At 65.2% G+C, this 22,198-nt stretch carries 24 protein-coding genes, 1 tRNA gene and 1 pseudogene; 18 read left to right on the top strand and 8 right to left on the bottom strand.

Translation table 11 applies throughout. From position 1 onward, the window contains the following. Nucleotides 1-79: 79 nt before the first annotated feature. The 6 genes from AC1RM6_RS16925 to aat all read left to right on the top strand — a co-directional run bounded on the left by AC1RM6_RS16925 (nucleotide 80) and on the right by aat (nucleotide 4,228). Nucleotides 80-1,423 carry a S41 family peptidase gene (locus tag AC1RM6_RS16925; RefSeq protein WP_493103258.1) on the top strand — a complete coding sequence of 448 codons (1,344 nt, stop codon included), beginning with the start codon at nucleotides 80-82 and terminating at the stop codon, nucleotides 1,421-1,423. A gap of 159 nt (nucleotides 1,424-1,582) precedes the next feature. Next, entirely contained in the window at nucleotides 1,583-2,053 is a 471-nt protein-coding gene (locus AC1RM6_RS16920; protein ID WP_493103256.1) for a disulfide bond formation protein B, read from the top strand. Continuing rightward, a complete protein-coding gene (locus AC1RM6_RS16915) occupies nucleotides 2,050-2,577 on the top strand; it encodes a demethoxyubiquinone hydroxylase family protein (protein WP_493103254.1) in 528 nt (175 codons plus the stop codon). Before AC1RM6_RS16920 ends, AC1RM6_RS16915 begins: the two co-directional genes overlap by 4 nt. Before the next feature lie 30 nt (nucleotides 2,578-2,607). Continuing rightward, nucleotides 2,608-3,006, top strand: a complete 399-nt coding sequence (locus tag AC1RM6_RS16910; protein ID WP_493103252.1) for a hypothetical protein — start codon at nucleotides 2,608-2,610, stop codon at nucleotides 3,004-3,006. A gap of 41 nt (nucleotides 3,007-3,047) precedes the next feature. Then, complete coding sequence (locus tag AC1RM6_RS16905) at nucleotides 3,048-3,452, top strand: hypothetical protein (RefSeq protein WP_493103250.1); 405 nt, start codon at nucleotides 3,048-3,050, stop codon at nucleotides 3,450-3,452. 50 nt (nucleotides 3,453-3,502) lie between these two features. Continuing rightward, nucleotides 3,503-4,228, top strand: coding sequence for a leucyl/phenylalanyl-tRNA--protein transferase (aat, locus tag AC1RM6_RS16900; protein WP_493103248.1), 726 nt, complete (start codon nucleotides 3,503-3,505; stop codon nucleotides 4,226-4,228). A 35-nt stretch (nucleotides 4,229-4,263) separates the two neighbouring features. Here aat and AC1RM6_RS16895 read toward each other — a convergent pair. From AC1RM6_RS16895 to AC1RM6_RS16870, 6 genes and pseudogenes are all read right to left on the bottom strand, one after another. Then, nucleotides 4,264-4,752, bottom strand: a pseudogene (locus tag AC1RM6_RS16895) (DUF2155 domain-containing protein); the annotation flags it as partial. Continuing rightward, a complete protein-coding gene (gene mlaD / locus AC1RM6_RS16890) occupies nucleotides 4,749-5,240 on the bottom strand; it encodes an outer membrane lipid asymmetry maintenance protein MlaD (RefSeq protein WP_493103243.1) in 492 nt (163 codons plus the stop codon). The pseudogene AC1RM6_RS16895 and the gene mlaD, both read right to left, overlap by 4 nt. Nucleotides 5,241-5,264: 24 nt before the next feature. Next, complete coding sequence (locus AC1RM6_RS16885) at nucleotides 5,265-5,654, bottom strand: NADH:ubiquinone oxidoreductase subunit NDUFA12 (RefSeq protein ID WP_493103241.1); 390 nt, start codon at nucleotides 5,652-5,654, stop codon at nucleotides 5,265-5,267. A gap of 73 nt (nucleotides 5,655-5,727) precedes the next feature. Further along, nucleotides 5,728-6,213 (bottom strand): DUF192 domain-containing protein, encoded by a 486-nt coding sequence (locus AC1RM6_RS16880; RefSeq protein ID WP_493103239.1) that lies wholly within the window; start codon nucleotides 6,211-6,213, stop codon nucleotides 5,728-5,730. Nucleotides 6,214-6,215: 2 nt separating this feature from the next. Continuing rightward, complete coding sequence (locus tag AC1RM6_RS16875; RefSeq protein ID WP_493103238.1) at nucleotides 6,216-6,710, bottom strand: cold-shock protein; 495 nt, start codon at nucleotides 6,708-6,710, stop codon at nucleotides 6,216-6,218. 199 nt (nucleotides 6,711-6,909) lie between these two features. Next, nucleotides 6,910-7,464, bottom strand: a complete 555-nt coding sequence (locus AC1RM6_RS16870; RefSeq protein WP_493103237.1) for a regulatory protein RecX — start codon at nucleotides 7,462-7,464, stop codon at nucleotides 6,910-6,912. A gap of 155 nt (nucleotides 7,465-7,619) precedes the next feature. Here AC1RM6_RS16870 and AC1RM6_RS16865 point away from each other — a divergent pair, with 155 nt between their 5' ends. The 11 genes from AC1RM6_RS16865 (at nucleotide 7,620) to AC1RM6_RS16815 (ending at nucleotide 14,837) form a co-directional block, all read left to right on the top strand. Next, entirely contained in the window at nucleotides 7,620-9,344 is a 1,725-nt protein-coding gene (locus AC1RM6_RS16865; RefSeq protein ID WP_493103236.1) for a fatty acyl-AMP ligase, read from the top strand. A 144-nt stretch (nucleotides 9,345-9,488) separates the two neighbouring features. After that, nucleotides 9,489-9,818, top strand: a complete 330-nt coding sequence (locus AC1RM6_RS16860; RefSeq protein ID WP_493103234.1) for a hypothetical protein — start codon at nucleotides 9,489-9,491, stop codon at nucleotides 9,816-9,818. Nucleotides 9,819-10,018: 200 nt separating this feature from the next. Then, complete coding sequence (locus AC1RM6_RS16855) at nucleotides 10,019-10,750, top strand: hypothetical protein (RefSeq protein WP_493103232.1); 732 nt, start codon at nucleotides 10,019-10,021, stop codon at nucleotides 10,748-10,750. A 213-nt stretch (nucleotides 10,751-10,963) separates the two neighbouring features. Next, nucleotides 10,964-11,039, top strand: a tRNA-Trp gene (locus AC1RM6_RS16850). Between the two features lie 114 nt (nucleotides 11,040-11,153). Then, nucleotides 11,154-11,351 carry a preprotein translocase subunit SecE gene (gene secE, locus AC1RM6_RS16845; RefSeq protein ID WP_493103230.1) on the top strand — a complete coding sequence of 66 codons (198 nt, stop codon included), beginning with the start codon at nucleotides 11,154-11,156 and terminating at the stop codon, nucleotides 11,349-11,351. A gap of 21 nt (nucleotides 11,352-11,372) precedes the next feature. Further along, nucleotides 11,373-11,912, top strand: coding sequence for a transcription termination/antitermination protein NusG (nusG, locus tag AC1RM6_RS16840; RefSeq protein WP_493103228.1), 540 nt, complete (start codon nucleotides 11,373-11,375; stop codon nucleotides 11,910-11,912). 150 nt (nucleotides 11,913-12,062) lie between these two features. Continuing rightward, on the top strand, nucleotides 12,063-12,494 hold the full coding sequence (gene rplK / locus AC1RM6_RS16835; protein WP_493103226.1) for a 50S ribosomal protein L11: 432 nt from the start codon (nucleotides 12,063-12,065) through the stop codon (nucleotides 12,492-12,494). A gap of 4 nt (nucleotides 12,495-12,498) precedes the next feature. Continuing rightward, nucleotides 12,499-13,197 (top strand): 50S ribosomal protein L1, encoded by a 699-nt coding sequence (gene rplA, locus AC1RM6_RS16830; RefSeq protein WP_493103224.1) that lies wholly within the window; start codon nucleotides 12,499-12,501, stop codon nucleotides 13,195-13,197. A 324-nt stretch (nucleotides 13,198-13,521) separates the two neighbouring features. Next, a complete protein-coding gene (rplJ, locus tag AC1RM6_RS16825) occupies nucleotides 13,522-14,037 on the top strand; it encodes a 50S ribosomal protein L10 (protein ID WP_493103222.1) in 516 nt (171 codons plus the stop codon). 62 nt (nucleotides 14,038-14,099) lie between these two features. Then, nucleotides 14,100-14,474: a 50S ribosomal protein L7/L12 gene (rplL, locus tag AC1RM6_RS16820; RefSeq protein ID WP_493103221.1), complete on the top strand. Its 375-nt coding sequence runs from the start codon at nucleotides 14,100-14,102 to the stop codon at nucleotides 14,472-14,474. A gap of 129 nt (nucleotides 14,475-14,603) precedes the next feature. Then, nucleotides 14,604-14,837, top strand: a complete 234-nt coding sequence (locus tag AC1RM6_RS16815) for a hypothetical protein (RefSeq protein WP_493103219.1) — start codon at nucleotides 14,604-14,606, stop codon at nucleotides 14,835-14,837. Nucleotides 14,838-14,859: 22 nt separating this feature from the next. Here AC1RM6_RS16815 and AC1RM6_RS16810 read toward each other — a convergent pair whose 3' ends face one another. Then, nucleotides 14,860-15,828, bottom strand: a complete 969-nt coding sequence (locus AC1RM6_RS16810) for a L,D-transpeptidase (RefSeq protein ID WP_493103217.1) — start codon at nucleotides 15,826-15,828, stop codon at nucleotides 14,860-14,862. A 60-nt stretch (nucleotides 15,829-15,888) separates the two neighbouring features. Continuing rightward, nucleotides 15,889-17,592, bottom strand: coding sequence for a hypothetical protein (locus AC1RM6_RS16805; RefSeq protein ID WP_493103215.1), 1,704 nt, complete (start codon nucleotides 17,590-17,592; stop codon nucleotides 15,889-15,891). Between the two features lie 397 nt (nucleotides 17,593-17,989). Here AC1RM6_RS16805 and rpoB point away from each other — a divergent pair, with 397 nt between their 5' ends. Further along, entirely contained in the window at nucleotides 17,990-22,135 is a 4,146-nt protein-coding gene (gene rpoB, locus AC1RM6_RS16800; protein WP_493103213.1) for a DNA-directed RNA polymerase subunit beta, read from the top strand. Nucleotides 22,136-22,198: the final 63 nt, after the last annotated feature.

Below are 22,198 nucleotides of genomic sequence, written 5' to 3'. Positions count from 1 at the left end.
AGCAGCAAGGATTGCAGGGATATTTCCTTGTGACGAGAATCGCGGTAGCATGACCGATCCTCGAGGAAGAGCGAGCCTGATGAACAAGACCCTGTTGCGTAATGTCGGACTGTTCGGCGCCGGCGTCCTGGCCGCCACCCTCACTCCCGCGATCGGCGCGGTCGATGTGAACACCTACAAGGAACTCGACCAGTTCATGAGCGTGTTCGAACGCGTTCGTGCCGACTATGTCGACAAGGTCGACGACCGCACCCTGATCAAGGGCGCGATCGACGGCATGCTCGCCAGCCTCGATCCGCACAGCGCCTATCTCGACCAGCGCGACCGCCAGAATATGCGCACCCAGACACAGGGCGCCTATGGCGGGCTCGGCCTGTCGGTGACGATGGAGGACGGCGCGGTCAAGATCATGACCCCGCAGGAAGACACGCCGGCATGGAAGGCGGGCCTCAAGTCGGGCGATTACATCACCCATCTCGACGGCAATCTCCTCTATGGCGGCACCCTCGACGAAGCGGTCGACCAGATGCGCGGCAAGCCCGGCAGCAAGATCTCGCTGACGATCGTGCGCCCCGGCCGCGACAAGCCGTTCGACGTCAGCCTGACCCGCGAGCTGATCCAGCTCAAGCCGGTCAAGTGGGAGGTCAAGCAGGACGTCGGCATCATCAACATCAACACCTTCGTCAACTCGAACACCGGTGACGCAGTGCGCTCAGCGATCGCCGGCGTGCAGAAATCGCTCGGCCATGATCCGCTCGGCTATGTCATCGACCTGCGTTCGAACCCGGGCGGGCTGCTCGACCAGGCGATCGACGTGTCGGACATCTTCCTCGAGCGCGGCGAGATCGTCTCACAGCGCGGCCGCGAGAAAAACGACATCGAGCGTCGCTATGCGACCCCGGGCGATCTGGCGCACGGCCTGCCGATCATCGTGCTGGTCGATGCCGGATCGGCATCTGCGGCCGAGATCGTCGCGGGCGCGCTGCAGGATCAGAAGCGTGCGCTCGTCCTCGGCGAACGCAGCTTCGGCAAGGGATCGGTCCAGACGGTGATCGAACTGTCCGACGACACTGCGCTCAAGCTCACCACCGCGCGCTATTTCACCCCGTCGGGCCGTTCGGTCCAGGAGGGCGGGATCAAGCCCGACATCATCGTGCCGCAGCTCAGCGACGCCGATTACAAGGAGCGGCCGCGCCTGCGCGAGGCCGACCTGCGGCGCCATCTGATCAACGAGGCCAAGGTCGACGACAAGGTGCTCGAGGATGACGGCAAGCCCGATCCGCGCTTCATCCTGACCGCCGAGCAGCTCAAGAAGCAGGGCGTCGAGGACTTCCAGCTCGATTATGCGGTCAAGACAATCGCCCGGATGAGCCAGCCGGCGCTTCGGACGGCGCTCGCCGGCGTCAAACGCGGCGCCCGCTGAAGGACGGCCGCAATTCGGTCATGCCGTGCTGCAAATGGCGCGGCCTGACTCGAGTTGCGAACGGCCTTCCACCGATGATCTCCCCATATTGCGGCGAATGCCCATGCTCTGAAGACGTCGGGGCTTATGTCGCTGACGCGTTGGGATTATAGCCGCTCCATGACCCGCTTTGCCCAAGTCCGCCTCGGCGCCCTCCTCCTGCCGCTGGCGCTGATGGCCGGCGCGCTCGGTTCGCAATATATCGGCGGGCTGTTCCCGTGCGAGATGTGCCATTGGCAGCGCTGGCCGCATTACACCGCGATCGCGCTGGCCGCGATCGCCTTCGTCGTTCCCGAGAAACTGGGCCGGCTGCTCGTCGCGCTGGCGATCGTCGCGATCCTGACCAGCGGCGCGATCGGCATATTCCACGCCGGGGTCGAATATCATTGGTGGCGCGGCCTCACCCGTTGCGCGAGCGGCGCGACCGCCGGAACCCATGCCGATATCCTCGCGGAGATCATGGCCACCCCGATGATCCAGTGCGACCAGCCGCAATGGACCTTCCATGGCATCTCGCTGGCGGGTTTCAACGCGATCATCTCGATCCTCGGCGGCCTCGGCCTCGCCGCATTCTGGGCCCGCAAACCATGACCGACACAACCGCCGCCGATCGGCGCCAGGCCATGCTGCGGGTCGACCAGGCCGGGGAATATGGCGCGACCCGCATCTATGCCGGTCAGCTCGCGGTGATGGGCGGACGCCCCGCCGAGGCGCGGGCGATCGCCCGCATGGCCGCGCAGGAGGAGCTTCATGCCCGGCGCTTCGATGCGATGATCCTCGCACGCGGCGGCCGGCCGACCGCGCTGCAGCCGCTCTGGAACGTCGCCGGCTTCGCGCTCGGCGCCGCCACCGCGCTGATCGGTCCCAAGGCGGCGATGGCCTGCACCGCGGCGATCGAGACCGAAATCGATCGCCATTATGGCGAGCAGCTCGACGAGATCGGCGATGGCGACCCCGAGCTTTCGGCGACGATCGCCGAATTTCGCGCCGAAGAGGTCGAGCATCGCGACACCGCGATCGCGGCCGGCGCGGAACAGGCGCCGGGCTATCCGCTCCTGTCGGGTGCGATCAGGCTCGGCTGCCGCATTGCCATTCGCCTGTCGCGCCACATATAGACATCAGATCAGCAGCACAGGACCACGCCGATGAAGACGCCCCGCATGTTCGCACCGGCCCTTATCCTGGCCGCCTCGCTGTCCGGCCTGTCGATGACGGCGCCAGCGGTCGCCCAGCGCAGCGAGCGCGTGGTGATCCTCTACGGCACCGACAAATGCCCGACCAGCAATGGCGAGGAAATCGTCGTCTGCTCGCGCAAGCCCGAGAGCGAGCGCTATCGCATTCCCGAGGAGCTTCGCCGCAGCGAATCGCGCGCCAGCGAAACCTGGGGCGAGCGGGCGACGAGCCTCGAATATGTCGGCCGATCGGGCGTGCAGAGCTGCTCGACCTCCGGCGCGGGCGGCGCATCGGGCTGCTTCAAGGAGCTGGCGCGCAAGGCCTGCGATGAAGACAAGGCCGACGGCAAATCGTGCGGGATCAAGTTCTGAGCGTTCAGCCCGGTGAAAGCCGTGGGGCGTAATATCCCATTATGAAATTCCTGCTGCTTCCCCTCTTGCTCGTGGCGGCGCCGGCGCTGGCGATTCCGCCGATGCCGGCCTCGACCCCCGAGCCGCCGCCCGAACGGATCACGGCGCTGGTCGTCTATGGCGAGGATAATTGTCCGCGCAGTTCGGATGATGAGATCATCGTCTGCGCCCGCCAGCCCGAGAGCGAGCGCTACCGGATCCCCAAGGCGCTGCGGAACAAGAAGAAGGACGAGCCCGTCGAGAGCTGGGCGGCGCGCACCCGCACGCTCGACATGGTCAGCAAGCAGGGTATCCCCAACAGCTGCTCGGTGAACGGATCGAACGGGCAAACCGGCTGCTTCCATCAGTTTCTCGAGCAGGCCCGCGCACAGCGCGAGGCCGACAAGGCCGCCACGCAAGTTCCCTGAGCTTTGCGCAGCGCAACAATTCGGCTAGTCTGCCCTCGCGAGGGCAGTGCATGAAGGTCATCGATCCCGAACTCCTGTTGCGCGCTTATTCGATCGGCGTCTTCCCGATGGCCGATAGCCGCGCCGCCGACGACGTCTATTGGGTCGAGCCCAAGAAGCGCGGCATATTGCCGCTCGACGGCTTCCGCCTGTCGCGTTCGCTCGCGAAAACGCTGCGCTCCGAACGCTTCACGATCACCGCCGACAAGGCGTTCGGACAGGTCGTCGGGCTATGCGCCGAACAGACCAGCGACCGGCCGGACACCTGGATCAATCCGGCGATCGAGATCGCCTATGCCGACCTGTTCCGTCGCGGCCATGCCCATTCGATCGAGACCTGGCGTGGCGGCGAACTCGTCGGCGGCCTCTATGGCGTCACGCTGGGCCGGGCCTTTTTCGGCGAGAGCATGTTCAGCCGCGAAAGCGATGCATCGAAGGTCGCGCTCGCCCATCTGGTGGCGCGACTCAAGGCCGGGCATTTTCAGCTGCTCGACTGCCAGTTCATCACCGATCACCTCGCATCGCTGGGCGCGATCGAGGTGAGCCGCGACCATTATGTCGGGTTGCTCGACTCGGCGCTGGGGGTCGGCACGGGCGGCGAAGGCGCGGGCTCGTTCGGCGCTTTCGGCGTCTCGGCCGACTTTTTCGCGCTCGACGCCGCCGATCCCGATACCCGCAGCGTGTCGGGGCCGATATCGGGATGCACCATCGTGCAGCTCTTGGGCCAGACGTCGTAGACCGGATCCTCGACCGCGTTCAGCGACGGCGATTCCTTGAACAGCCAGCCCGAGAAGGCACGCCGATAGGTCGCATCACGGTTCTTGACATCGAGTTGGACGAACGCACCGGTGAGCTTCTGGTCTTCCCAGGGCGCGGTGGTTTCGCAGCTTTTGAGCCGAACGATCACGTCGCCGACCTTGATCGCCTGACCGGGCCGCAAGGTCAGGTCACGCGACACCCCGTTGCGCTTGTTGAGCAGGCCCAGCGTCGCGACCCGTTCGGTCAGCGGGGTGAGCGCGGTGGCCAGCGGCTTGTCGGGAACGGTCGGCGCAGTCGACTTCGGCGTTTCGGCAGCCGCAGCGCTGGCGTTGCCGACGCTCGACTCCTCCTCGACGGGCGCAGCCGGTGGCGGCGCCGTGACCGACTCGTCGGGCGTGACCGACTCGACCGGAACCTGCCGCAGCGCCAGCGCCTGCCAGCCACCGAGGCCCGCAAGCCCCAGGCCGCCGAGCGCGACCGCGCCCAGCGCCAGCCGTCTCATTTGCCGGTCGCCGCGTCCGCCGGTTTCGCGTCGCTGCCCGATTTGTTGATGAACTGGCCGACCATGCTCATCAAATCCATCGCGCCCTGGGTATCGGCGATGGTGCCGCCATCCTTGAGCGGCTGCGGGTCGCCGCCCGGGATCAGCGATATGAAGGTCGCGCCGAGAAAACCCTCGGACGTGATCGCCGCGCTGCTATCGGCCGGCAGCTTGATCGCAGGATCGAGTGCGAGCGTCATCTTGACCTGGAAGCTCTGCGGGTCGAGCGCCTGATCGGTGACGGTGCCGATCTTCATCCCCGCAACCCGCACCTCGCTGCCGACGCTGACGCCGGTCGAGTTGGGGAAAAGCGCGGTGACATGGATCGCGCCGGCCTTGGTGCCGCCGCCGGTCCGCGCCCAGGCGAAAAAGACGAACCAGGCCGCGAACAGCACGACGAACAGGCCGACGATGGCCTCACCCAGATTTTCGCGAAACAAAGCCTTCATGATTCAGTACTGGGCCTTCATGATTCAGTTCGGGCTCCACGCCTCGTAATCGCCGGTCGCGGCCGCGCGCACGCCGCCGCGATCGAGCGCGCCCGACGGCAGATAGGCCGCGGCGGTGCCGGTCAGATTGGGCTCGGGCGGCTTCTGCCAGCGGCGCGCGGGCGGCAGCTGATCGGGGGTCAGATCGGTGCTGTGGTGCAGCCAGCCATGCCATTCGGCAGGGACCCGGCTGGCATCGTTCGATCCGTTATAGAGAATCCAGCGCTTCTTGAGCCCCTCGGGGGTGACGCCACCCTCGAAATAGACATTGCCCAGGGCGTCCTCGCCCATGCGGGTACCGTTGCGCTTGCTGAACAGCACGGTGCCGAGTGTGGCACCGTCCCACCAGGTGAAGATTTTCTTGAGCAAAGCCATAGTTCCTCCGCTTAGCCCGTCGGCACGGGCGCACGCAACCTTTTCGAGGAAGATCGGTCAGACGCGCCGGCGTTCAAGGCTGGCGCCAGCTCACCCGATCGCCCTCCGCTATCCCGGCCGCGGCCGCACCGCCGCCGATGATTTCCAGTACCGCGCTCACCGGCTCGCCGGACGACACGGCGTCGAGACTTTCAGGGACCGTGTTCGCGGCGATCCGCGCGATCGTACCGTCCTTGCGGATGAAGATCATGTCGAGCGGGATCACTGTGTTCTTCATCCAGAATGTCGCCATGTCGGGCGTGCGCATCGGGAAGATCATGCCCCCCATCGACGGCAGCGACGTCCGGAACATCAACCCGCGCGCCTGTTCGTCGGGGGTCGCGGCGACCTCCACCTCGTAATGGAGCGTCTTCTTCGCGGTCTGGATTTCAAGCGGGACGCGCCGGACGGTCGAAGCGCCCTCGACCGCCGCCGCGCCATTCTCCCCGGCAGCCGCCGGTGCACAGGCGGTAAGCGTCGCGAGCGCAAGCGCGAGCGTGAACCGGCTTGTGGCAGCCATTGTCAGATGACGATCAATTCCACGGCGAGCGGCCCCTTGCGGCCTTCGGCGATCCGGGCCCGCATGCGGGTATCGGGCAGGAGATCGGCCAAGCCCGCGCGGCGGACGGTTTCCATATGCACGAAGATATCCTGGGTCTGGCCGTCGCGAACCACGAAACCATAGCCCTTCAACCGATTGAACCATTTGACGGTCACCGCCTCGGGCTCGCCGGCCGTATCGATCAGCGCGGTCGGATCGACGCGATCGGCATTGCGCTTGGCGATGAGGTCGGGATCGGGGCCGGTCGCGGTCGAAAGATCGATCGCCAAAATCCGGCGTGCCTGGAGGCCACGGTCGCGGTTGACGACTTCGCAGGCGACCCGCGCACCTTCGGGCAGCGTCCGCCGGCCATGGTCGCGCAGTACCGAGAAGTGGACGAGCACATCGCCATGATCGCCGTCGGTCGCGATGAAGCCGAAACCGCGGGTCGCGTCGAACCACTTGACCGCGCCCATCACCGTTTCGAAAGCTTCGGTCGCAACCTGTCGGTCCTCCGCACCGTCAAGGGCGGAGTCACGCAACGATAGTGACGCGACAAATTGCTCGTTCATTATTCAGGACACCCGCTACGTAACATATAATATCACAACATATTCGCGAAACGAAGCAGGTTTCGCCCCAACGGAGCCTCATCGTTCCTGACGACCGTTTACGTCAAGTATCATCATCGTCGCAAAGGGTTGCAGCAAGAATCTTTCGGGCGATATCGAAGTCGTGCCCCGCCCGCAGCATCGCCGCCAGCGCCTTGCGATTTTGCGCAACATCTTGCGGATGCTGGGAAAAAGGTCCCAGCCGCCGCCGCCGGGCAAAGGCAAGGGCGGAATCCTCCGCCGACGGCTCCGTCTGGTCGCGACACATGTCGATCAGATCGCCCTCGACGCCGGCCGAGCGCAAAACTGTTTCGATACGACGCATCCCATAACCACGGCGCGTCAGCGAATCGGCGCGGGCGCGGGCGAAGAGCTCGTCGTTGACGAATCCGCGATCGGCGAAGCGTCCGACCAGCACGTCGACAGGCGGCGGGCCCTCGTCCGCCCACCCCTTCTCGCGGAGCTTGCGGCGCAGATAGCTGGCCAGCTTCGCCCGGGTCGTGGCATAGCGCGCCGCGTAATCGAGCGCGGCCTGGGCCAGCGATTGTTCGTCATAGGGCCGGGGCTGGCGCCTCTCGGCGGGCCGGCCGTCGGCCGGCGGGAGGTTGCGACGTGACATGCGCCTTGATTGTGCCACAGTCGGGCCGGAATTTGAACGCGGCTGTTACGCTAAGGACGATAATGACGGGCGTGTATGCCCAGACATTGTGACAAGAGATTATGCGCGCCGTTTCCGCATCACGGATGCCGGGCGCCGAGAAGGAACCGGACTCTATGGCATTGGTGCCGACGCCGACAGAAGATGCGCTGCCGCGCCGCTTTGCGGATTTCGACACATTGGGCGAAGCGCTGGATTATGCCGCCACGGGTGTGCGCGGACTGAATTTCCACGACGCCCGTGGCCAGATCGCCCTCGCGTACAGCTTCACCGAACTGCGCCGCGATGCGATCGCCAACGCGCATCGGCTGGTCGCGCACGGCATCGCCCCGGGCGACCGGATCGCGCTGGTCGCCGAGACCGGTCCCGATTTCGCGGCGCTGTTCTTCGGCGCGGTCTATGCCGGCGCCTGGCCGGTGCCGCTGCCGCTGCCGACCTCGTTCGGCGGCAAGGACAGCTATATCGATCAGCTCGCGGTCCAGCTCGGCAGCTCGGACCCGAAGCTTTTCCTGTTTCCGCGCGAACTCGGCGAAATGGCCGGCGCTGCCGCTGCGCTGCGCGCAGTCGAAGGCCTCGACTATGAAGGCTTCGTCGCGCGCGACTATGCCGAGGGCCCGCTCCCGCAGGCAGCCACCGACGATATCGCCTATCTGCAATATTCGAGCGGATCGACCCGCTTTCCCCACGGTGTCGCGGTGACCCACCACGCGCTGCTCAACAATCTGGCCGCACATTCGCACGGCATGCATCTGGCACCGGCTGATCGCTGCATCTCGTGGCTGCCCTGGTATCACGATATGGGCCTGGTCGGCTGCTTCCTGTCGGTGGTCGCGAACCAGGTGTCGACAGACTATCTCAAGACCGAAGATTTTGCGCGGCGGCCGCTGGCCTGGCTCGACCTGATCAGCCGCAACCAGGGCACCTCGATCAGCTATTCGCCGACCTTCGGCTACGACATCTGCGCACGCCGCATGTCGAGCCAGACCAAGGCATCCGATCGGTTCGACCTGACCCGTTGGCGGCTGGCCGGCAACGGCGCGGACATGATTCGCCCCGATGTCATGCAGTCGTTCGTCGACGCCTTTGCCGAGGCCGGCTTCAAGGCGACCGCCTTCCTGCCGAGCTACGGCCTGGCCGAGGCGACGCTCGCCGTGTCGATCATGCCGCCAGGCGAAGGCATCGTCGTCGAACTGGTCGAGGAAACCCAGTTGTCGGGCGGCAGTTCGAACCAGGACCGGCCGCGCCGGTTCCGCGCGATCGTCAATTGCGGCAAGCCCGTGCGCGACATGGCGGTCGAGATCCGCGACGATGACGGCGCGACCCTGCCCGAGAAGATGATCGGCAAGCTGTGGGCCAAGGGCCCGTCGATCATGCAGGGTTATTTCCGCGACGCCGAGGCGACCGATGCCTGCATGGCCGTTGGCTGGCTGGATACCGGCGACATGGCCTATATTTCGAACGGCTATATCTACATCGTCGGCCGGGCGAAGGACATGATCATCATCAACGGCAAGAATCACTGGCCGCAGGATATCGAATGGGCGGTCGAACAGTTGCCCGGGTTCAAGGCCGGCGACATCGCCGCCTTCGCGATCACCACCCCGGGCGGCGAAGAAACCCCTGCGGTGCTGGTCCAGTGCCGCACCTCCGATCCGCAGGAGCGCGCCCGCCTGCGCGACCAGATTCGCGAGAAGGTCCGCGCGATCACCGGCATGCACTGCGTGGTCGAACTGGTGCCGCCGCGCACCCTGCCCAAGACCAGCTCGGGCAAGCTCAGCCGCGCCAAGGCCCGCAACCTGTATCTGGCCGGCGAAATTCAGGGCTACGACATAGCGGCCTGACTCCGACGTCACGCCCGAATCCGCCCTATCGGGTTCGGGCGATGGCGACCGCCTGAACCCCAGCTTACATCGGCGTTCAGGCCCTCCTCAGCGCGACTCGGCTATCTCTCTTCCAACGCGGTTGTTTTCGCGAGGAGAGTAGAGATGAGTATCAAGAAAACCCTGATCGGCCTCGGCGCACTGACGGCCATGCTGGCACCCGCCGCCGCATCGGCACAGAGCGTGAGCCTGGGCATTTCGACGGGCCGCTATGCGCCCGATTATGGCTATGGATATGGCGGCTATCAGCCGGCCTATGGCTACGGCTATTCGGGTTACGGCTATGACCGCTACGACCGTTACGACCGATCGCGTTGGGCCGCCCGCCAGCGCTGGGAGGATCGGCGTCGCTGGGAAGAGCATCGCCGGTGGGAAGACCGGCACGGGCGTCGCTGGCACGATGATCGTCGCGACCGCGACGACTGGCGCGACTGACCGGGCGAGACCGTAACACCCCATTCCGGTGAGTGTGACTCACCGGAATGGGGTGTCGGCCCGTGCGGCGCTTGAGCATATCGATCGAGGATGCGTCAGCATCTTCGAGATCGCATATCAGCCGTTTCGCGGCTTGCGGTGCCCCCGTCACTCAGCTTGTCATGGACGGGAGGGCCGGCCTTCGGGCACAAGGGCGCATCATGAAGCTGCGCCCTTTCCTCCTGCTCCCATTCCTCCTGCTGGCCACCCTGGGCACCGCCCGGGCGCAGACCCTCAACCCGATGGGCACGCCCACCGAACTGCAGCAGCAGATCATCGCCCTGAACAGGAAGCCGCTCCCCGACGGCCAGCCGCTGGCGATCGCGGTGATGCGCGCGGTGCAGGCCGATGCGATCCTGCGCAACCGCTGCCGCCCGACCAACATCCAGCTCGGCCCGTTGCGGCCGGTCACGCTCGACAATATCGTCAGCGCGCTGATCCAGAAGGGCGAGATCGAAAATGGCTGGCTGGTGTCGGCCACCCCCACCAATTGCCCGTCGGCCCAGCCGATTCGGCTGCTGGTCGTGCGCGCCGCCGACGGCAAGTCGGTCAACGCCTTCTTCTCGGGACAGGGCGAAAGCCTCACCTGGCCCTCGCTCGCCCGCGACATGCTGCAGGGGCTCAGCCTGAGCTTCACCCGCAAGGTCCAGGCCTCCGACCCGCAATGCACCCCCAAGCCCGCCGACATGACCGCCACCGGCGCCCAGGTCAGCGAACGCAGCGCCGATCTGCTCCCCGAACAATATGGGGTGCGCTTCAAGGGCAGCTGGACCGAAGTGTGGAGCTATGCGGCCTGCGGCCACCAGGTCGCGATTCCGGTGTCGTTCAAGGCCGACGGCAAGGGCGGCGCCTATTGGACGATCCAGGACAACAATATGCTGTTCGTGCCGTAGCTTGTCAGGGCCCACGCTTTGCGGGGGCGCCCTCAGACGCCGGGCGGTCGGCATCCGCCTCCCTGGGCTTCCTCGCATAAGCTCGGGCGGCCGTTCGGCCTTGCGGAGGCTGTGCCTCCGTTGGTTCTTTGAACGGCTTTAGCGGAAGATCCTTCGCGGCGGGCACTTGCGCTCCGCATTCGTCACCGCTATGTGCCCGCCTCTCGGTCCCGGAGGAGTGTAGCTCAGTTGGTAGAGCATCGGTCTCCAAAACCGAGGGCCGTGGGTTCGAGTCCCTCCACTCCTGCCATCCGTGGCAGGTCAAGGCCAACGGGGTCGAGAAGAGAGACGAGGTCAGGTCCGCAGGCCGCAAGGCTGATGATGCGGACCACGGCCTCGTGTCGCTGTTTTTGAAGGTTTTTACGTGGCGAAGACTTCACCCGGCGAGTTCATCAATCAGGTCAAGGTCGAGGCCGCGAAAGTGGTCTGGCCGAGCCGGAAGGAAACGATCACCACCACGATCATGGTGGGGATCATGACGACTCTGCTGGGCTTGTTCTTCTTCGGTATCGATCAGCTGTTCAGCCGGATCGTCCAGTTCCTGCTGTCGCTGGTCGGCTAAATTACGGAGACGTTGGCGTTCATGGCGCGTTGGTACATCATTCACGCCTATTCGGGCTTCGAGAACAAGGTGAAGGAAGCCATCCTCGCCGATGCCACGCGTCTGGGACTCGAGCAGCTCGTCGAGGCCGTCGAGGTTCCGACCGAGAAGATCACCGAGGTTCGCCGCGGCAAGAAGATCACCTCGGATCGTAAGTTCTTCCCCGGCTATGTGCTGGCGAAGCTGAGCCTGAACGACGACGTCTACCACCTCGTCAAGAACACGCCCAAGGTCACCGGCTTCCTCGGGTCGTCGGGCAAGCCCCAGCCGATCACCGAGGCCGAGGCCGCGCGCATCCTGAACACCAAGGAAGAAGCCGCCGCCGCCGCGCCCAAGGCGAAACTCAAGGTCGATTACGAGATCGGCGATCAGGTCAAGGTGCTCGACGGCCCGTTCGCGAGCTTCAACGGCACCGTCGAGGAGCTCGATTTCGACCGCAGCCGCGTCAAGGTGTCGGTCTCGATCTTCGGTCGCGCCACCCCGGTCGAGCTCGAATTCGAGCAGGTCGAGCGCGTCAAATAAGCTTTCCGCCGTTCGCACGAACGGCGACACGATATTCCGGCCACGGGCCGGGATGTTTGCGGGAGGAGGCTTCGGCCTCCGCATGCACCGCTAAACTTGAACCGGACGATGCGCCTTCGGGCGGACCGTCCAGCAACAGAGTGAGTAGACATGGCAAAGAAGATCACAGGTTATATCAACCTGCAGGTTCCGGCCGGCAAGGCCAACCCGTCGCCGCCGATCGGCCCGGCCCTGGGCCAGCGCGGCGTCAACATCATGGAATTCTGCAAGGCGTTCAACGCGCAGACGGCCAATGAGGAAGTCGGCACCCCGCTGCCGACCAAGATCACCGTCTATGCCGACCGCAGCTTCTCGTTCGAGACGAAGACGCCGCCAGCCACCTTCCTGATCAAGAAGGCGCTGGGCCTCAAGTCGGGTTCGAAGGAGCCGGGCAAGATTTCCGCAGGCAAGATCAAGCGCTCGCAGCTCGCCGACATCGCGACCGCGAAGATGAAGGATCTGAACGCCAACGACATCGAGGCAGCGACCAAGATCATCGAAGGCTCTGCCCGCGCGATGGGCCTCGAAGTGGTGGAGGGCTGATATCATGGCTAAGCTGAGCAAGAAGCAGAAGGCCCTGGTTTCGGCCGTCGATGCGCTGAAGCTGCACGGCGTCGACGAGGCGATCGCACTGGCGAAGACCCACGCGACCTCGAAGTTCGACGAGACGATCGAAGTCGCGCTCAACCTGGGCGTCGATCCGCGTCACGCCGACCAGATGGTCCGCGGCGTGGTGACCCTGCCCAAGGGCACCGGCAAGGACGTCCGCGTCGGCGTGTTCGCCCGCGGCGCCAAGGCCGACGAAGCCCGCGCCGCCGGTGCGGAAGTCGTCGGTGCCGAGGACCTGCTCGAGGCGATCCAGGGCGGCACGGTCGATTTCGACCGCTGCATCGCGACCCCGGACATGATGGGCCTGGTCGGTCGTCTCGGCAAGATCCTGGGTCCGAAGGGCCTGATGCCGAACCCGAAGTTGGGCACCGTGACCATGAACGTCGGCGAGGCCGTCAAGGCCGCCAAGGGCGGCCAGGTCGAGTTCCGTGTCGAAAAGGCCGGCATCATCCATTCGGGCATCGGCAAGGCGAGCTTCCCGGCCGCCGACCTGCGCGCCAACTTCGACGCGTTCGTGGACGCGATCGTCAAGGCGAAGCCCGCGGGCGCCAAGGGCAAATATCTGCAGAAGGTCGCCGTCAGCTCGACGATGGGCCCGGGCATCAAGGTCGACGTCGCCGACGTCGCCGCCGCCTAAGCGACTGCAGCGATAACCGACATAGGGGCGCGGCTCGACAACGGGATCATGATCCTGTAGGGGCCGCGCCTCATGTTTCCCGACTCGCTTCGGCGATTCGGGGATCAGTACCGTCCGAGACAGCAGGTGCGGGGAATGTGCCCCGCTTAATGTCCTGCCTAGACGGGGAAAAGTTTACCGGGCTTCGGCCCGGGTCTGCCGATGTCCTTATCTAGGCGTTCGGCCAGGCGACCGACCCCTCGGACGGGTCATGGGACGGCGTATCGGTCTCATGGCTCACAGCCCCAGCGGATGTGCTGCTGGGGTGGTTCTAAGGAGTAAGGCATGGATCGAGCTCAAAAAGCCGAGCTGGTCGCCGAGCTGAAGAGCACCTTCACCGAGACGAGCGTGGTCATCGTGACCCGCAATCTCGGCCTCACGGTCGCACAGTCCTCTGTGCTCCGTTCGAAGATGCGCGACGCTGGCGCCAGCTACAAGGTATCGAAGAACAAGCTCGCCCGCATTGCCGTCGAGGGCACGACCTACACCAGCCTGCATGACCTGCTGGTGGGTCCGACCGCGCTGAGCACCTCCGTCGATCCCGTGGCCCCGGCCAAGGTGATCGTCGAGTTCGCGAAGACCAACGAGAAGTTGGAAATCGTGGGCGGTGCGATGGGCGATACGATCCTCGACGTGGCTGGTGTCAAGGCACTGGCCGAGCTGCCGTCGCTCGACGAACTGCGCGCGAAGATCGTGGGCCTCATCCAGGCACCCGCGACCAAGATCGTTCAGATCGTTCAGGCACCCGGTGGCCAGATTGCGCGCGTTCTCGCCGCTTATGCGGCGAAAGAAGAAGCCTGAGCTTCTTCGATATCAATCGACTGACACAGATATGGGCCTGACGGCCCGGATGGAGACTTAAAATGGCAGACCTTCAGAAGCTTGTTGACGATCTTTCGGCCCTGACCGTTCTCGAAGCCGCGGAGCTCTCGAAGCTCCTCGAAGAGAAGTGGGGCGTTTCGGCCGCTGCGGCGGTTGCGGCGGCTCCTGCCGGCGGCGGCGCTGCGGCTCCGGTCGTCGAAGAGAAGACCGAGTTCGACGTGATCCTCACCGGCGACGGTGGCAAGAAGATCAACGTGATCAAGGAAGTCCGCGCGATCACCGGCCTGGGCCTGACCGAAGCCAAGACTCTCGTCGAGTCGGCTCCGAAGGCGATCAAGGAAGGCGTCAGCAAGGACGAAGCCGAGAAGACCAAGAAGCAGCTCGAGGAAGCCGGCGCGACCGTCGAACTCAAGTAAGCTTCTATCCGCCGCACCGGCGGATCGGACTTCACGAAAAAAGGGGCGGCCTCTCGCACGAGAGGTCGCCCTTTTTCTTTGCGTTCCGCCGACCGGCCCCACCATGCTCACTGGAGGCAGGGAGATCCTATGACCGATCTCGCCCGCCGCGGGCTGCTGGCGGAACTGCGGCGATCACCGTGCTGCAGGCGGCCCGCGCGGTCGACGCCGCCGGCATCGATCACCGTTCCACCCTATCTGCCCGACGCCCCGACGGTGCGCTCCGACATCGCCGCCGATCCCCGGATCGTCGGGGACGGCGCCATATTCGACGATTATCCGGGCTATAGCGACCCAGGCTATGGGCGCCCCGACCGAATCTGATCGCGGATCATCTGATCGCGGATCAGTTGCCGGCGGTCATCACCGTCATCTTCTTGCCGGCGCCGCCGCTCTGGAGCGTGTCGGGGGTGACCACCACGGTCGTCCCCGGCGCGACGACCGACGCCATCGCCAGCCTGATCTCCTCGGGCACGATCAGCCGGTCGCGCTCCTCCTTCTCGACCGCGACCGGACCGCTCAGTCCCTGCCCCGGCAGCGGCAGCCGCATCCAGCGATAATTGTCGCCCTCGATCGCCCCCAACGTATAGGCCATCGGTCCCGGCACATCGCCATGGATATGGACCGGCGCCGATCCGATCGGCACGCCGTTGCGCAGCACCAGCATCCTTTTGTCGGCCGCGCTGATCACGATCGAGACCGGACCGGTGGTCTGCCGCTCGGGCTGCCACAGCACGCCCCCGCCCAGCCATTCGTCGGCGGCCGACGAGGTCGTCCCCGGCTTGGCGAAGGCGGGGATCGGCGCGACCCGGGGGACCTGGGCATCGTTGGTGACGATCACTGTCAGCCCGAGCTTGGTCACGCCGTAGAGCAGCTTGGCGAAGGCCAGCGGCAACCGCACGCAGCCGTGCGACGCGGGATAGCCGGGCAGGTTGCCGGCATGCATCGCGATCCCGTCCCAGGTCAGCCGCTGCATATAGGGCATCGGCGCGTCGTTATAGAGGCTCGACTTATGGTCGACATTCTTCTGCAGCAGGGTGAAGACCCCGGTCGGGGTCTCGTGCCCCTTCTTGCCGGTCGAGACCGTCGAGATGCCGATCGGCACACCGTTGCGATAGGCGTAGGCGCGCTGCTGGGTGATGCTGACGACGATCACCACCGGGCCCTGCGGCGCGACCTCGGGCGCCCAGAGGAACTCGCCGGGCTTCATCTTCTCGACGATCGCGCCGACGCTGCCGTCGGTCAGCGACGGCGCGGCGTGCGATGGCGCCGCGAGCAGTCCGATGATCAGAGCGATCGCGGCTGAAATGCGCATATGTCCCCCTCGACGCAACGTCGTTACCTCGAACCGCCGATGTCCGCGCCAGTCAAGAGGTCATCGATCCGCGATGCGCTGCAGCCGACGCCGAGTGCGTGCGATCCGCCTGAACCAAGGCCTCAGCAGCCGCGCGATCGGCAACACCGTCTGGAGCGACCTGGGCGCCTGATCGGACCGCAAGTCCCTGTACAGCGTCCGTTTCTCGCTCGCTTCGGCCAGCAATATCCGTCTTTCGTTGTCGAGCCAGTCGCGGCGTGCCGAAACCATGACGAGTTCCGCCGAGAGATTCGCTTCCGCCGCGCGCCCATGCGCGATCCGTTCGGACATCGCCTCGCAGGCGACGGCCAGGCGGTCGCGTTCCAGCTCCATCACCAGACGATCCGCCGCGATTCGATCCCGGGCCTGCTCGGCGCCAAGGCGGGCTTGCTCCGCTTCCGCCCATATCTGCTCGCCCTGCGCCATCGCCAGGCGCATCGCTTCGAGATCCTCGCGCAAGCCGTCACGATCGCGTTCGACCTCACGCATCTGCCGCTCGGTTTCGGCGCAGCGCCGTTCGGCGGCGACGCCCTCGCATCGGACTGTTTCCAGTTCGGCATGGGCGACGTCGCGCTCCGCCGCGACATCGCGAAGCTGCTCCTCCACCGCACCAAGCCGCCCCTCCATATCGATCAGGGCGCGGGATGCCGTGCCATGCTCGGCCTGTGCGGTCGACAGGCATGCGCGCGTCGCGCGGGAATATAGCGTGAAGCGGCGATGCTCCTCCCAGAGCCTGCGCTGGAGATCGTCTACCCAGCGGCGTTCGTCGGCGGTGGCATCCAGCGCATCACATGCCCGCGCCGCCAGCGCGGCCAGCTTCGCCTCGATCGTGGCCTGATTGCCCAGCATGTGGAGGGGCTCATCGATCCCCTGGCGCACATCCGAAAGATCGATCGGGTCGTCGATATAGCCGGAAAGCCCGCGTTCGACCCGTTCGCGCTCGGCGCGGTCCTCGGCAATCAGGCCCATATCGACGATCAGGTCGGCATGCCGCCGCGCGCCTGCCAGCAGATAGAGATGCAGCGCCGCAAAACACAGGAAGATATCGTCATAGTCGCGGGGCAGTCCGAACGGCTCGCTGCCCTGGATGATCTCCGGCGGCAGGATCCGGGTCAGGAAATCGACAAACGGATCGTGGCGACAATGGAGAAGCACCAGCCGAAGCTGTTCGAGGAAATAGGGATTGCCGTTGCGATGCTGCCCCGAATAGGAATTCCATTGCTGGAAGATATCCCGCACGAGCAGCACATGATGCCCCCCGAAAACGCGCTTCATGCCGGCAATACGGCCAAGCGAGCGCGTGCAGGTCAGGACGGGAATTTTGCCGTTCACGTGCGCCGCGCCGATCAGTCCCTCGATATAGATCCTGACGTCCTCATCGAGGAGGCCGGTGTCTTTCGGCAGAAAGTTCGCGCCGACGCCGGCAATCTCGGGATAGTCGGCGATCCCCCCTGCATCACGCAGCAGCGGCAGGAATTCGAGCATGTACGGCGCCCCGGCGGGATGACCGGAAGCCCATGAATCGGGCGCCAGCCCCATGAGCAGCGGCAATTGGATCGATGCCAGCGCCTCGTGGAAAATCTCGCAATAGCAATGCGTGCGGCTGCTCGCGCGAAGATGGCCCCAGAGCCAGGTGCTCGATGTCCGGAAACCCGAATGGACGAACAACGGCTCCTGCCATGGCTTTTCGGCAGCATGCGCCGCCGCCTCGGCCCCGCTATCCATCACCCTGCGCGCTTTACTGTGTCCACAAGCGCACATGACATTAATGTGTAACGAAAACAATTACGTATCGTACCGGTATAACGTGCGTCCGCGATGGCCTTTGCAAAACCGCTCCGACGGCCTATATATCGCGTTCTACAGACATCGGCAGATGCTCGCCTCGCAAGGGGAGCGCCGCCCTTGCCGCCCCGGGACACGGACCGTCTTGCGAACGGCCCGCGACGAATTGGGGCAGGTTTTCAAGGGTTTCCAAACGCTGGCAGTGCGGTTCCGAGCAGTCCGGACCCGCACTTTTTGTCGTGAGGTCGTCCTCGCGAATCGGCTGCCGATCCCGCTGCGAGGCGGAAAAATTTGCCCGCCGCAAGGCGACCAGGCTTGGACACGAGGGATAAGATTCATGGCCACCCAGGCAGTTCCGTCGACCGCGAAAAAACGCATCCGCAAGGTCTTCGGCAACATTCACGAAGTCGTGCAGATGCCGAACCTGATCGAGGTTCAGCGCGAATCCTACGAGCAGTTCCTGCGCTCGCGTCCCGCCGACAATTATGTCTCGGGTCTGGAAAAGACCCTGCGCTCGGTCTTCCCGATCCGCGATTTCGCCGGCACCGCCGAGCTCGACTTCGTCCAGTACGAACTCGAAGAGCCCAAATACGACACCGACGAATGCCGCCAGCGCGGCATGACCTATGCGGCGCCGATGCGCGTCACGCTGCGCCTCATCGTGTTCGAGGTCGATCCCGATACCGACACCCGTTCGGTGCTCGATATCAAGGAGCAGGACGTCTACATGGGCGACATGCCGCTGATGACGGGGAACGGCACGTTCATCGTCAACGGCACCGAGCGCGTGATCGTCAGCCAGATGCACCGGTCGCCGGGCGTGCTGTTCGACCATGATCGCGGCAAGACCCATGCCTCGGGCAAATATCTGTTCGCGGCGCGGGTGATCCCGTATCGCGGTTCGTGGCTCGATTTCGAATTCGACGCCAAGGACATCGTCAACGTCCGCATCGACCGCAAGCGCAAGCTGCCGGTCACCAGCCTGCTCTACGCGCTGGGCATGACGGGCGAGGACATCCTCAACTATTTCTACAAGACCCAGCGCTACGTCCGCGGCGACGGCGGCTGGAAGGTCCCCTATCTGCCCGAGAACTGGCGTGGCCAGAAGCCGGCGTTCGACGTCGTCAACGGCGACACCGGCGAGGTCGTGTTCCCCGCCGGCCAGAAGATCAGCCCGCGCGGCGCCAACAAGGCCGGCAAGGACGGCCTGGCGATGCTGCTCATCCCGACCGACCAGATCTATGGCCGCTATTCGGCCTATGACCTGATCGACGAGAGCACCGGCCGCATCTACATCGAGGCTGGCGACGAGGTTTCGCCCGAGAATCTCGAAGCGCTCGACAAGGCCGGCTTCGACCATGTCGACCTGCTCGACATCGACCATATCTCGACCGGTCCGTGGATCCGCAACACTCTGAAGGCCGACAAGGTCGAAGAGCGCGACCATGCGCTGTCCGAGATCTACCGCGTCATGCGCCCCGGCGAGCCGCCGACGAAGGAGACCGCCGAGTCACTGTTCTCGGGTCTGTTCTTCGACCCCGAGCGCTACGACCTGTCGGCCGTCGGCCGCGTCAAGCTCAACATGCGCCTCGAACTCGACGCCGAGGACACGATCACGACGCTGCGTTCGGAGGATATCCTCGCGGTGGTCAAGACCCTGGTCGACCTGAAGGACGGCAAGGGCGAGATCGACGACATCGACAATCTCGGCAACCGCCGCGTGCGTTCGGTGGGCGAACTGCTCGAGAACCAGTACCGGGTCGGCCTGCTGCGCATGGAGCGTGCGGTCAAGGAGCGGATGTCGTCGGTCGACGTGTCGACCGCGATGCCCAACGACCTGATCAACGCCAAGCCCGCGGTCGCCGCGGTCCGCGAATTCTTCGGCTCGTCGCAGCTGTCGCAGTTCATGGATCAGACCAACCCGCTCTCCGAAGTGACGCACAAGCGTCGCGTTTCGGCGCTCGGGCCGGGCGGTCTCACCCGCGAGCGCGCGGGCTTCGAGGTCCGCGACGTCCATCCGACCCATTATGGCCGTATCTGCCCGATCGAGACGCCGGAAGGCCCGAACATCGGCCTGATCAACTCGCTGGCGTCGTTCAGCCGGGTGAACAAATACGGCTTCATCGAGACCCCGTACCGCAAGGTCGTCGACCACAAGGTCACCGACGACGTCGTCTATCTGTCGGCGATGGAAGAGGCCAAGCACACGATCGCGCAGGCCAATGCCGAGCTCGACGCGTCGGGCGCCTTCGTCGAGGACCTGATTTCGTCGCGCGAAGCCGGCGAGTTCCTGATCGCCCCGCGCGACCAGATCACCCTGATGGACGTCAGCCCCAAGCAGCTCGTCTCGGTCGCGGCATCGCTGATCCCGTTCCTGGAAAACGATGACGCCAACCGCGCGCTGATGGGATCGAACATGCAGCGCCAGGCGGTGCCGCTGGTTCGCGCCGAGGCGCCGTTCGTCGGCACCGGCATGGAAGAGACCGTGGCGCGCGATTCGGGCGCCGCGATCGGCGCCCGCCGCGCCGGCGTGGTCGACCAGGTCGATGCGACGCGTATCGTCATCCGCGCCTCGGGCGATGTCGATGCCGGCAAGTCGGGCGTCGACATCTACACGCTGATGAAGTTCCAGCGCTCGAACCAGTCGACCTGCATCAACCAGCGTCCGCTGGTGAAGGTCGGTGACGTGGTTTCGGCCGGCGACATCATCGCCGACGGCCCGTCGACCGAGTTCGGCGAGCTGGCGCTCGGTCGCAACGTGCTCGTCGCTTTCATGCCGTGGAACGGCTACAACTATGAGGACTCGATCCTGATCTCCGAGCGGATCGTGAAGGACGACGTCTTCACCTCGATCCACATCGACGAGTTCGAGGTGATGGCCCGCGACACCAAGCTCGGGCCGGAAGACATCACCCGCGACATCCCGAACGTCGGCGAGGAAGCGCTGCGCAACCTCGACGAGGCGGGCATCGTCTATATCGGTGCCGAGGTCGAGCCGGGCGACATCCTGTGCGGCAAGATCACGCCGAAGGGCGAAAGCCCGATGACGCCGGAGGAAAAGCTCCTCCGCGCCATCTTCGGCGAGAAGGCGTCGGACGTTCGCGACACCTCGCTGCGCCTGCCGCCGGGCGTCTCGGGCACCGTCGTCGACGTGCGCGTGTTCAACCGCCACGGCATCGACAAGGACGAGCGCGCGATGGCGATCGAGCGCGAGGAGATCGACCGCCTGACCAAGGACCGCGAGGACGAGCGCGGCATCCTGAACCGCGCCAATTATGCGCGGCTTCGCGAGATGCTGCTCGGCCAGGTCGCGGCCGCCGCGCCCAAGGGCATCAAGAAGGGCTCGGAGATCAACGACGAGCTGCTGAACGAGGTCGAGAAGCGCGAATGGTGGAAGTTCGCCGTTGCCGACGATGCGCGCCAGAGCGATCTGGAAGCGGTCAAGGCGCAGTATGACGAAGCCGTCGGCCTGATCGTCAAGAAGTTCGAGGACCGCGTCGAGAAGCTGCAGCGCGGCGACGAGCTGCCCCCGGGCGTGCTCAAGATGGTCAAGGTGTTCGTCGCGGTGAAGCGCAAGCTGCAGCCGGGCGACAAGATGGCCGGCCGTCACGGCAACAAGGGTGTGATCAGCCGCATCCTGCCGAACGAGGACATGCCGTTCCTGGCGGACGGCACCCCGGTCGACATCGTGCTCAACCCGCTGGGCGTGCCGTCGCGCATGAACGTCGGGCAGATCTTTGAGACCCATCTCGGCTGGGCGTCGCGTGGCCTGGGTCGCCAGATCACCGAAGCGCTCGAGGCATGGCGTGAGGAGAATCCGAACCCGCAAGCAGCGGCCGCCCCCTCGGCGGTCGTCGAGCGGCTCAAGGATGTCTATGGCGCGCAATATCATGGCGAGATCGACGCGCTGACCTCGGATCAGGTCGTCGACATGGCGAAGCTGCTCAAGAACGGCGTGCCGATGGCGACCCCGGTGTTCGACGGTGCGCGCGAAGCCGACGTGTCGGCGATGCTGACCAAGGCCGGGCTCGACACGTCGGGCCAGGTCGAGCTGTTCGACGGACGCACCGGCGACCAGTTCGACCGCAAGGTGACCGTGGGCTATATCTACATGCTCAAGCTCCACCACTTGGTCGACGACAAGATCCACGCACGTTCGATCGGGCCGTACAGCCTCGTCACCCAGCAGCCGCTGGGCGGCAAGGCCCAGTTCGGCGGCCAGCGCTTCGGCGAAATGGAAGTGTGGGCGCTCCAGGCTTATGGCGCCGCCTACACGCTCCAGGAGATGCTGACGGTGAAGTCGGACGACGTCGTCGGCCGCACCAAGGTCTATGAGGCGATCGTCAAGGGCGACGACACCTTCGAGGCCGGCATCCCCGAGAGCTTCAACGTGCTCGTCAAGGAAATGCGCTCGCTGGGCCTCAACGTCGAACTGTCCTCGATCGAGGACACCGACGGCGAGGTTGCCGAGGCCGCGGAGTGAGGATCGGGCCCCTGCGATCGTCTCGCAGGGGCCGCCCGCCCCGCCGACCGGAAATTTCACCCT

It is taken from the genome of Rhizorhabdus sp. GW822-FHT03C02 (assembly GCF_058801765.1).
This window is presented reverse-complemented; position numbering and strand designations above follow the sequence as displayed.

Bases quoted from the DNA above. Each gene is read 5' to 3' on its own strand.
- AC1RM6_RS16855 (WP_493103232.1), top strand. From the start codon at position 10,019: ATGAAGCTGCGCCCTTTCCTCCTGCTCCCATTCCTCCTGCTGGCCACC.
- AC1RM6_RS16875 (WP_493103238.1), bottom strand. From the start codon at position 6,710: ATGGGCGCGGTCAAGTGGTTCGACGCGACCCGCGGTTTCGGCTTCATC.
- mlaD (WP_493103243.1), bottom strand. From the start codon at position 5,240: ATGAAGGCTTTGTTTCGCGAAAATCTGGGTGAGGCCATCGTCGGCCTG.
- aat (WP_493103248.1), top strand. From the start codon at position 3,503: ATGAAGGTCATCGATCCCGAACTCCTGTTGCGCGCTTATTCGATCGGC.
- AC1RM6_RS16905 (WP_493103250.1), top strand. From the start codon at position 3,048: ATGAAATTCCTGCTGCTTCCCCTCTTGCTCGTGGCGGCGCCGGCGCTG.
- rplL (WP_493103221.1), top strand. From the start codon at position 14,100: ATGGCAGACCTTCAGAAGCTTGTTGACGATCTTTCGGCCCTGACCGTT.
- AC1RM6_RS16880 (WP_493103239.1), bottom strand. From the start codon at position 6,213: ATGGCTGCCACAAGCCGGTTCACGCTCGCGCTTGCGCTCGCGACGCTT.
- AC1RM6_RS16910 (WP_493103252.1), top strand. From the start codon at position 2,608: ATGAAGACGCCCCGCATGTTCGCACCGGCCCTTATCCTGGCCGCCTCG.
- AC1RM6_RS16915 (WP_493103254.1), top strand. From the start codon at position 2,050: ATGACCGACACAACCGCCGCCGATCGGCGCCAGGCCATGCTGCGGGTC.
- AC1RM6_RS16815 (WP_493103219.1), top strand. From the start codon at position 14,604: ATGACCGATCTCGCCCGCCGCGGGCTGCTGGCGGAACTGCGGCGATCA.
- AC1RM6_RS16870 (WP_493103237.1), bottom strand. From the start codon at position 7,464: ATGTCACGTCGCAACCTCCCGCCGGCCGACGGCCGGCCCGCCGAGAGG.
- rpoB (WP_493103213.1), top strand. From the start codon at position 17,990: ATGGCCACCCAGGCAGTTCCGTCGACCGCGAAAAAACGCATCCGCAAG.
- AC1RM6_RS16865 (WP_493103236.1), top strand. From the start codon at position 7,620: ATGGCATTGGTGCCGACGCCGACAGAAGATGCGCTGCCGCGCCGCTTT.
- AC1RM6_RS16810 (WP_493103217.1), bottom strand. From the start codon at position 15,828: ATGCGCATTTCAGCCGCGATCGCTCTGATCATCGGACTGCTCGCGGCG.
- rplA (WP_493103224.1), top strand. From the start codon at position 12,499: ATGGCTAAGCTGAGCAAGAAGCAGAAGGCCCTGGTTTCGGCCGTCGAT.
- rplK (WP_493103226.1), top strand. From the start codon at position 12,063: ATGGCAAAGAAGATCACAGGTTATATCAACCTGCAGGTTCCGGCCGGC.
- nusG (WP_493103228.1), top strand. From the start codon at position 11,373: ATGGCGCGTTGGTACATCATTCACGCCTATTCGGGCTTCGAGAACAAG.
- AC1RM6_RS16860 (WP_493103234.1), top strand. From the start codon at position 9,489: ATGAGTATCAAGAAAACCCTGATCGGCCTCGGCGCACTGACGGCCATG.
- AC1RM6_RS16920 (WP_493103256.1), top strand. From the start codon at position 1,583: ATGACCCGCTTTGCCCAAGTCCGCCTCGGCGCCCTCCTCCTGCCGCTG.
- AC1RM6_RS16925 (WP_493103258.1), top strand. From the start codon at position 80: ATGAACAAGACCCTGTTGCGTAATGTCGGACTGTTCGGCGCCGGCGTC.
- AC1RM6_RS16805 (WP_493103215.1), bottom strand. From the start codon at position 17,592: ATGGATAGCGGGGCCGAGGCGGCGGCGCATGCTGCCGAAAAGCCATGG.
- AC1RM6_RS16885 (WP_493103241.1), bottom strand. From the start codon at position 5,654: ATGGCTTTGCTCAAGAAAATCTTCACCTGGTGGGACGGTGCCACACTC.
- rplJ (WP_493103222.1), top strand. From the start codon at position 13,522: ATGGATCGAGCTCAAAAAGCCGAGCTGGTCGCCGAGCTGAAGAGCACC.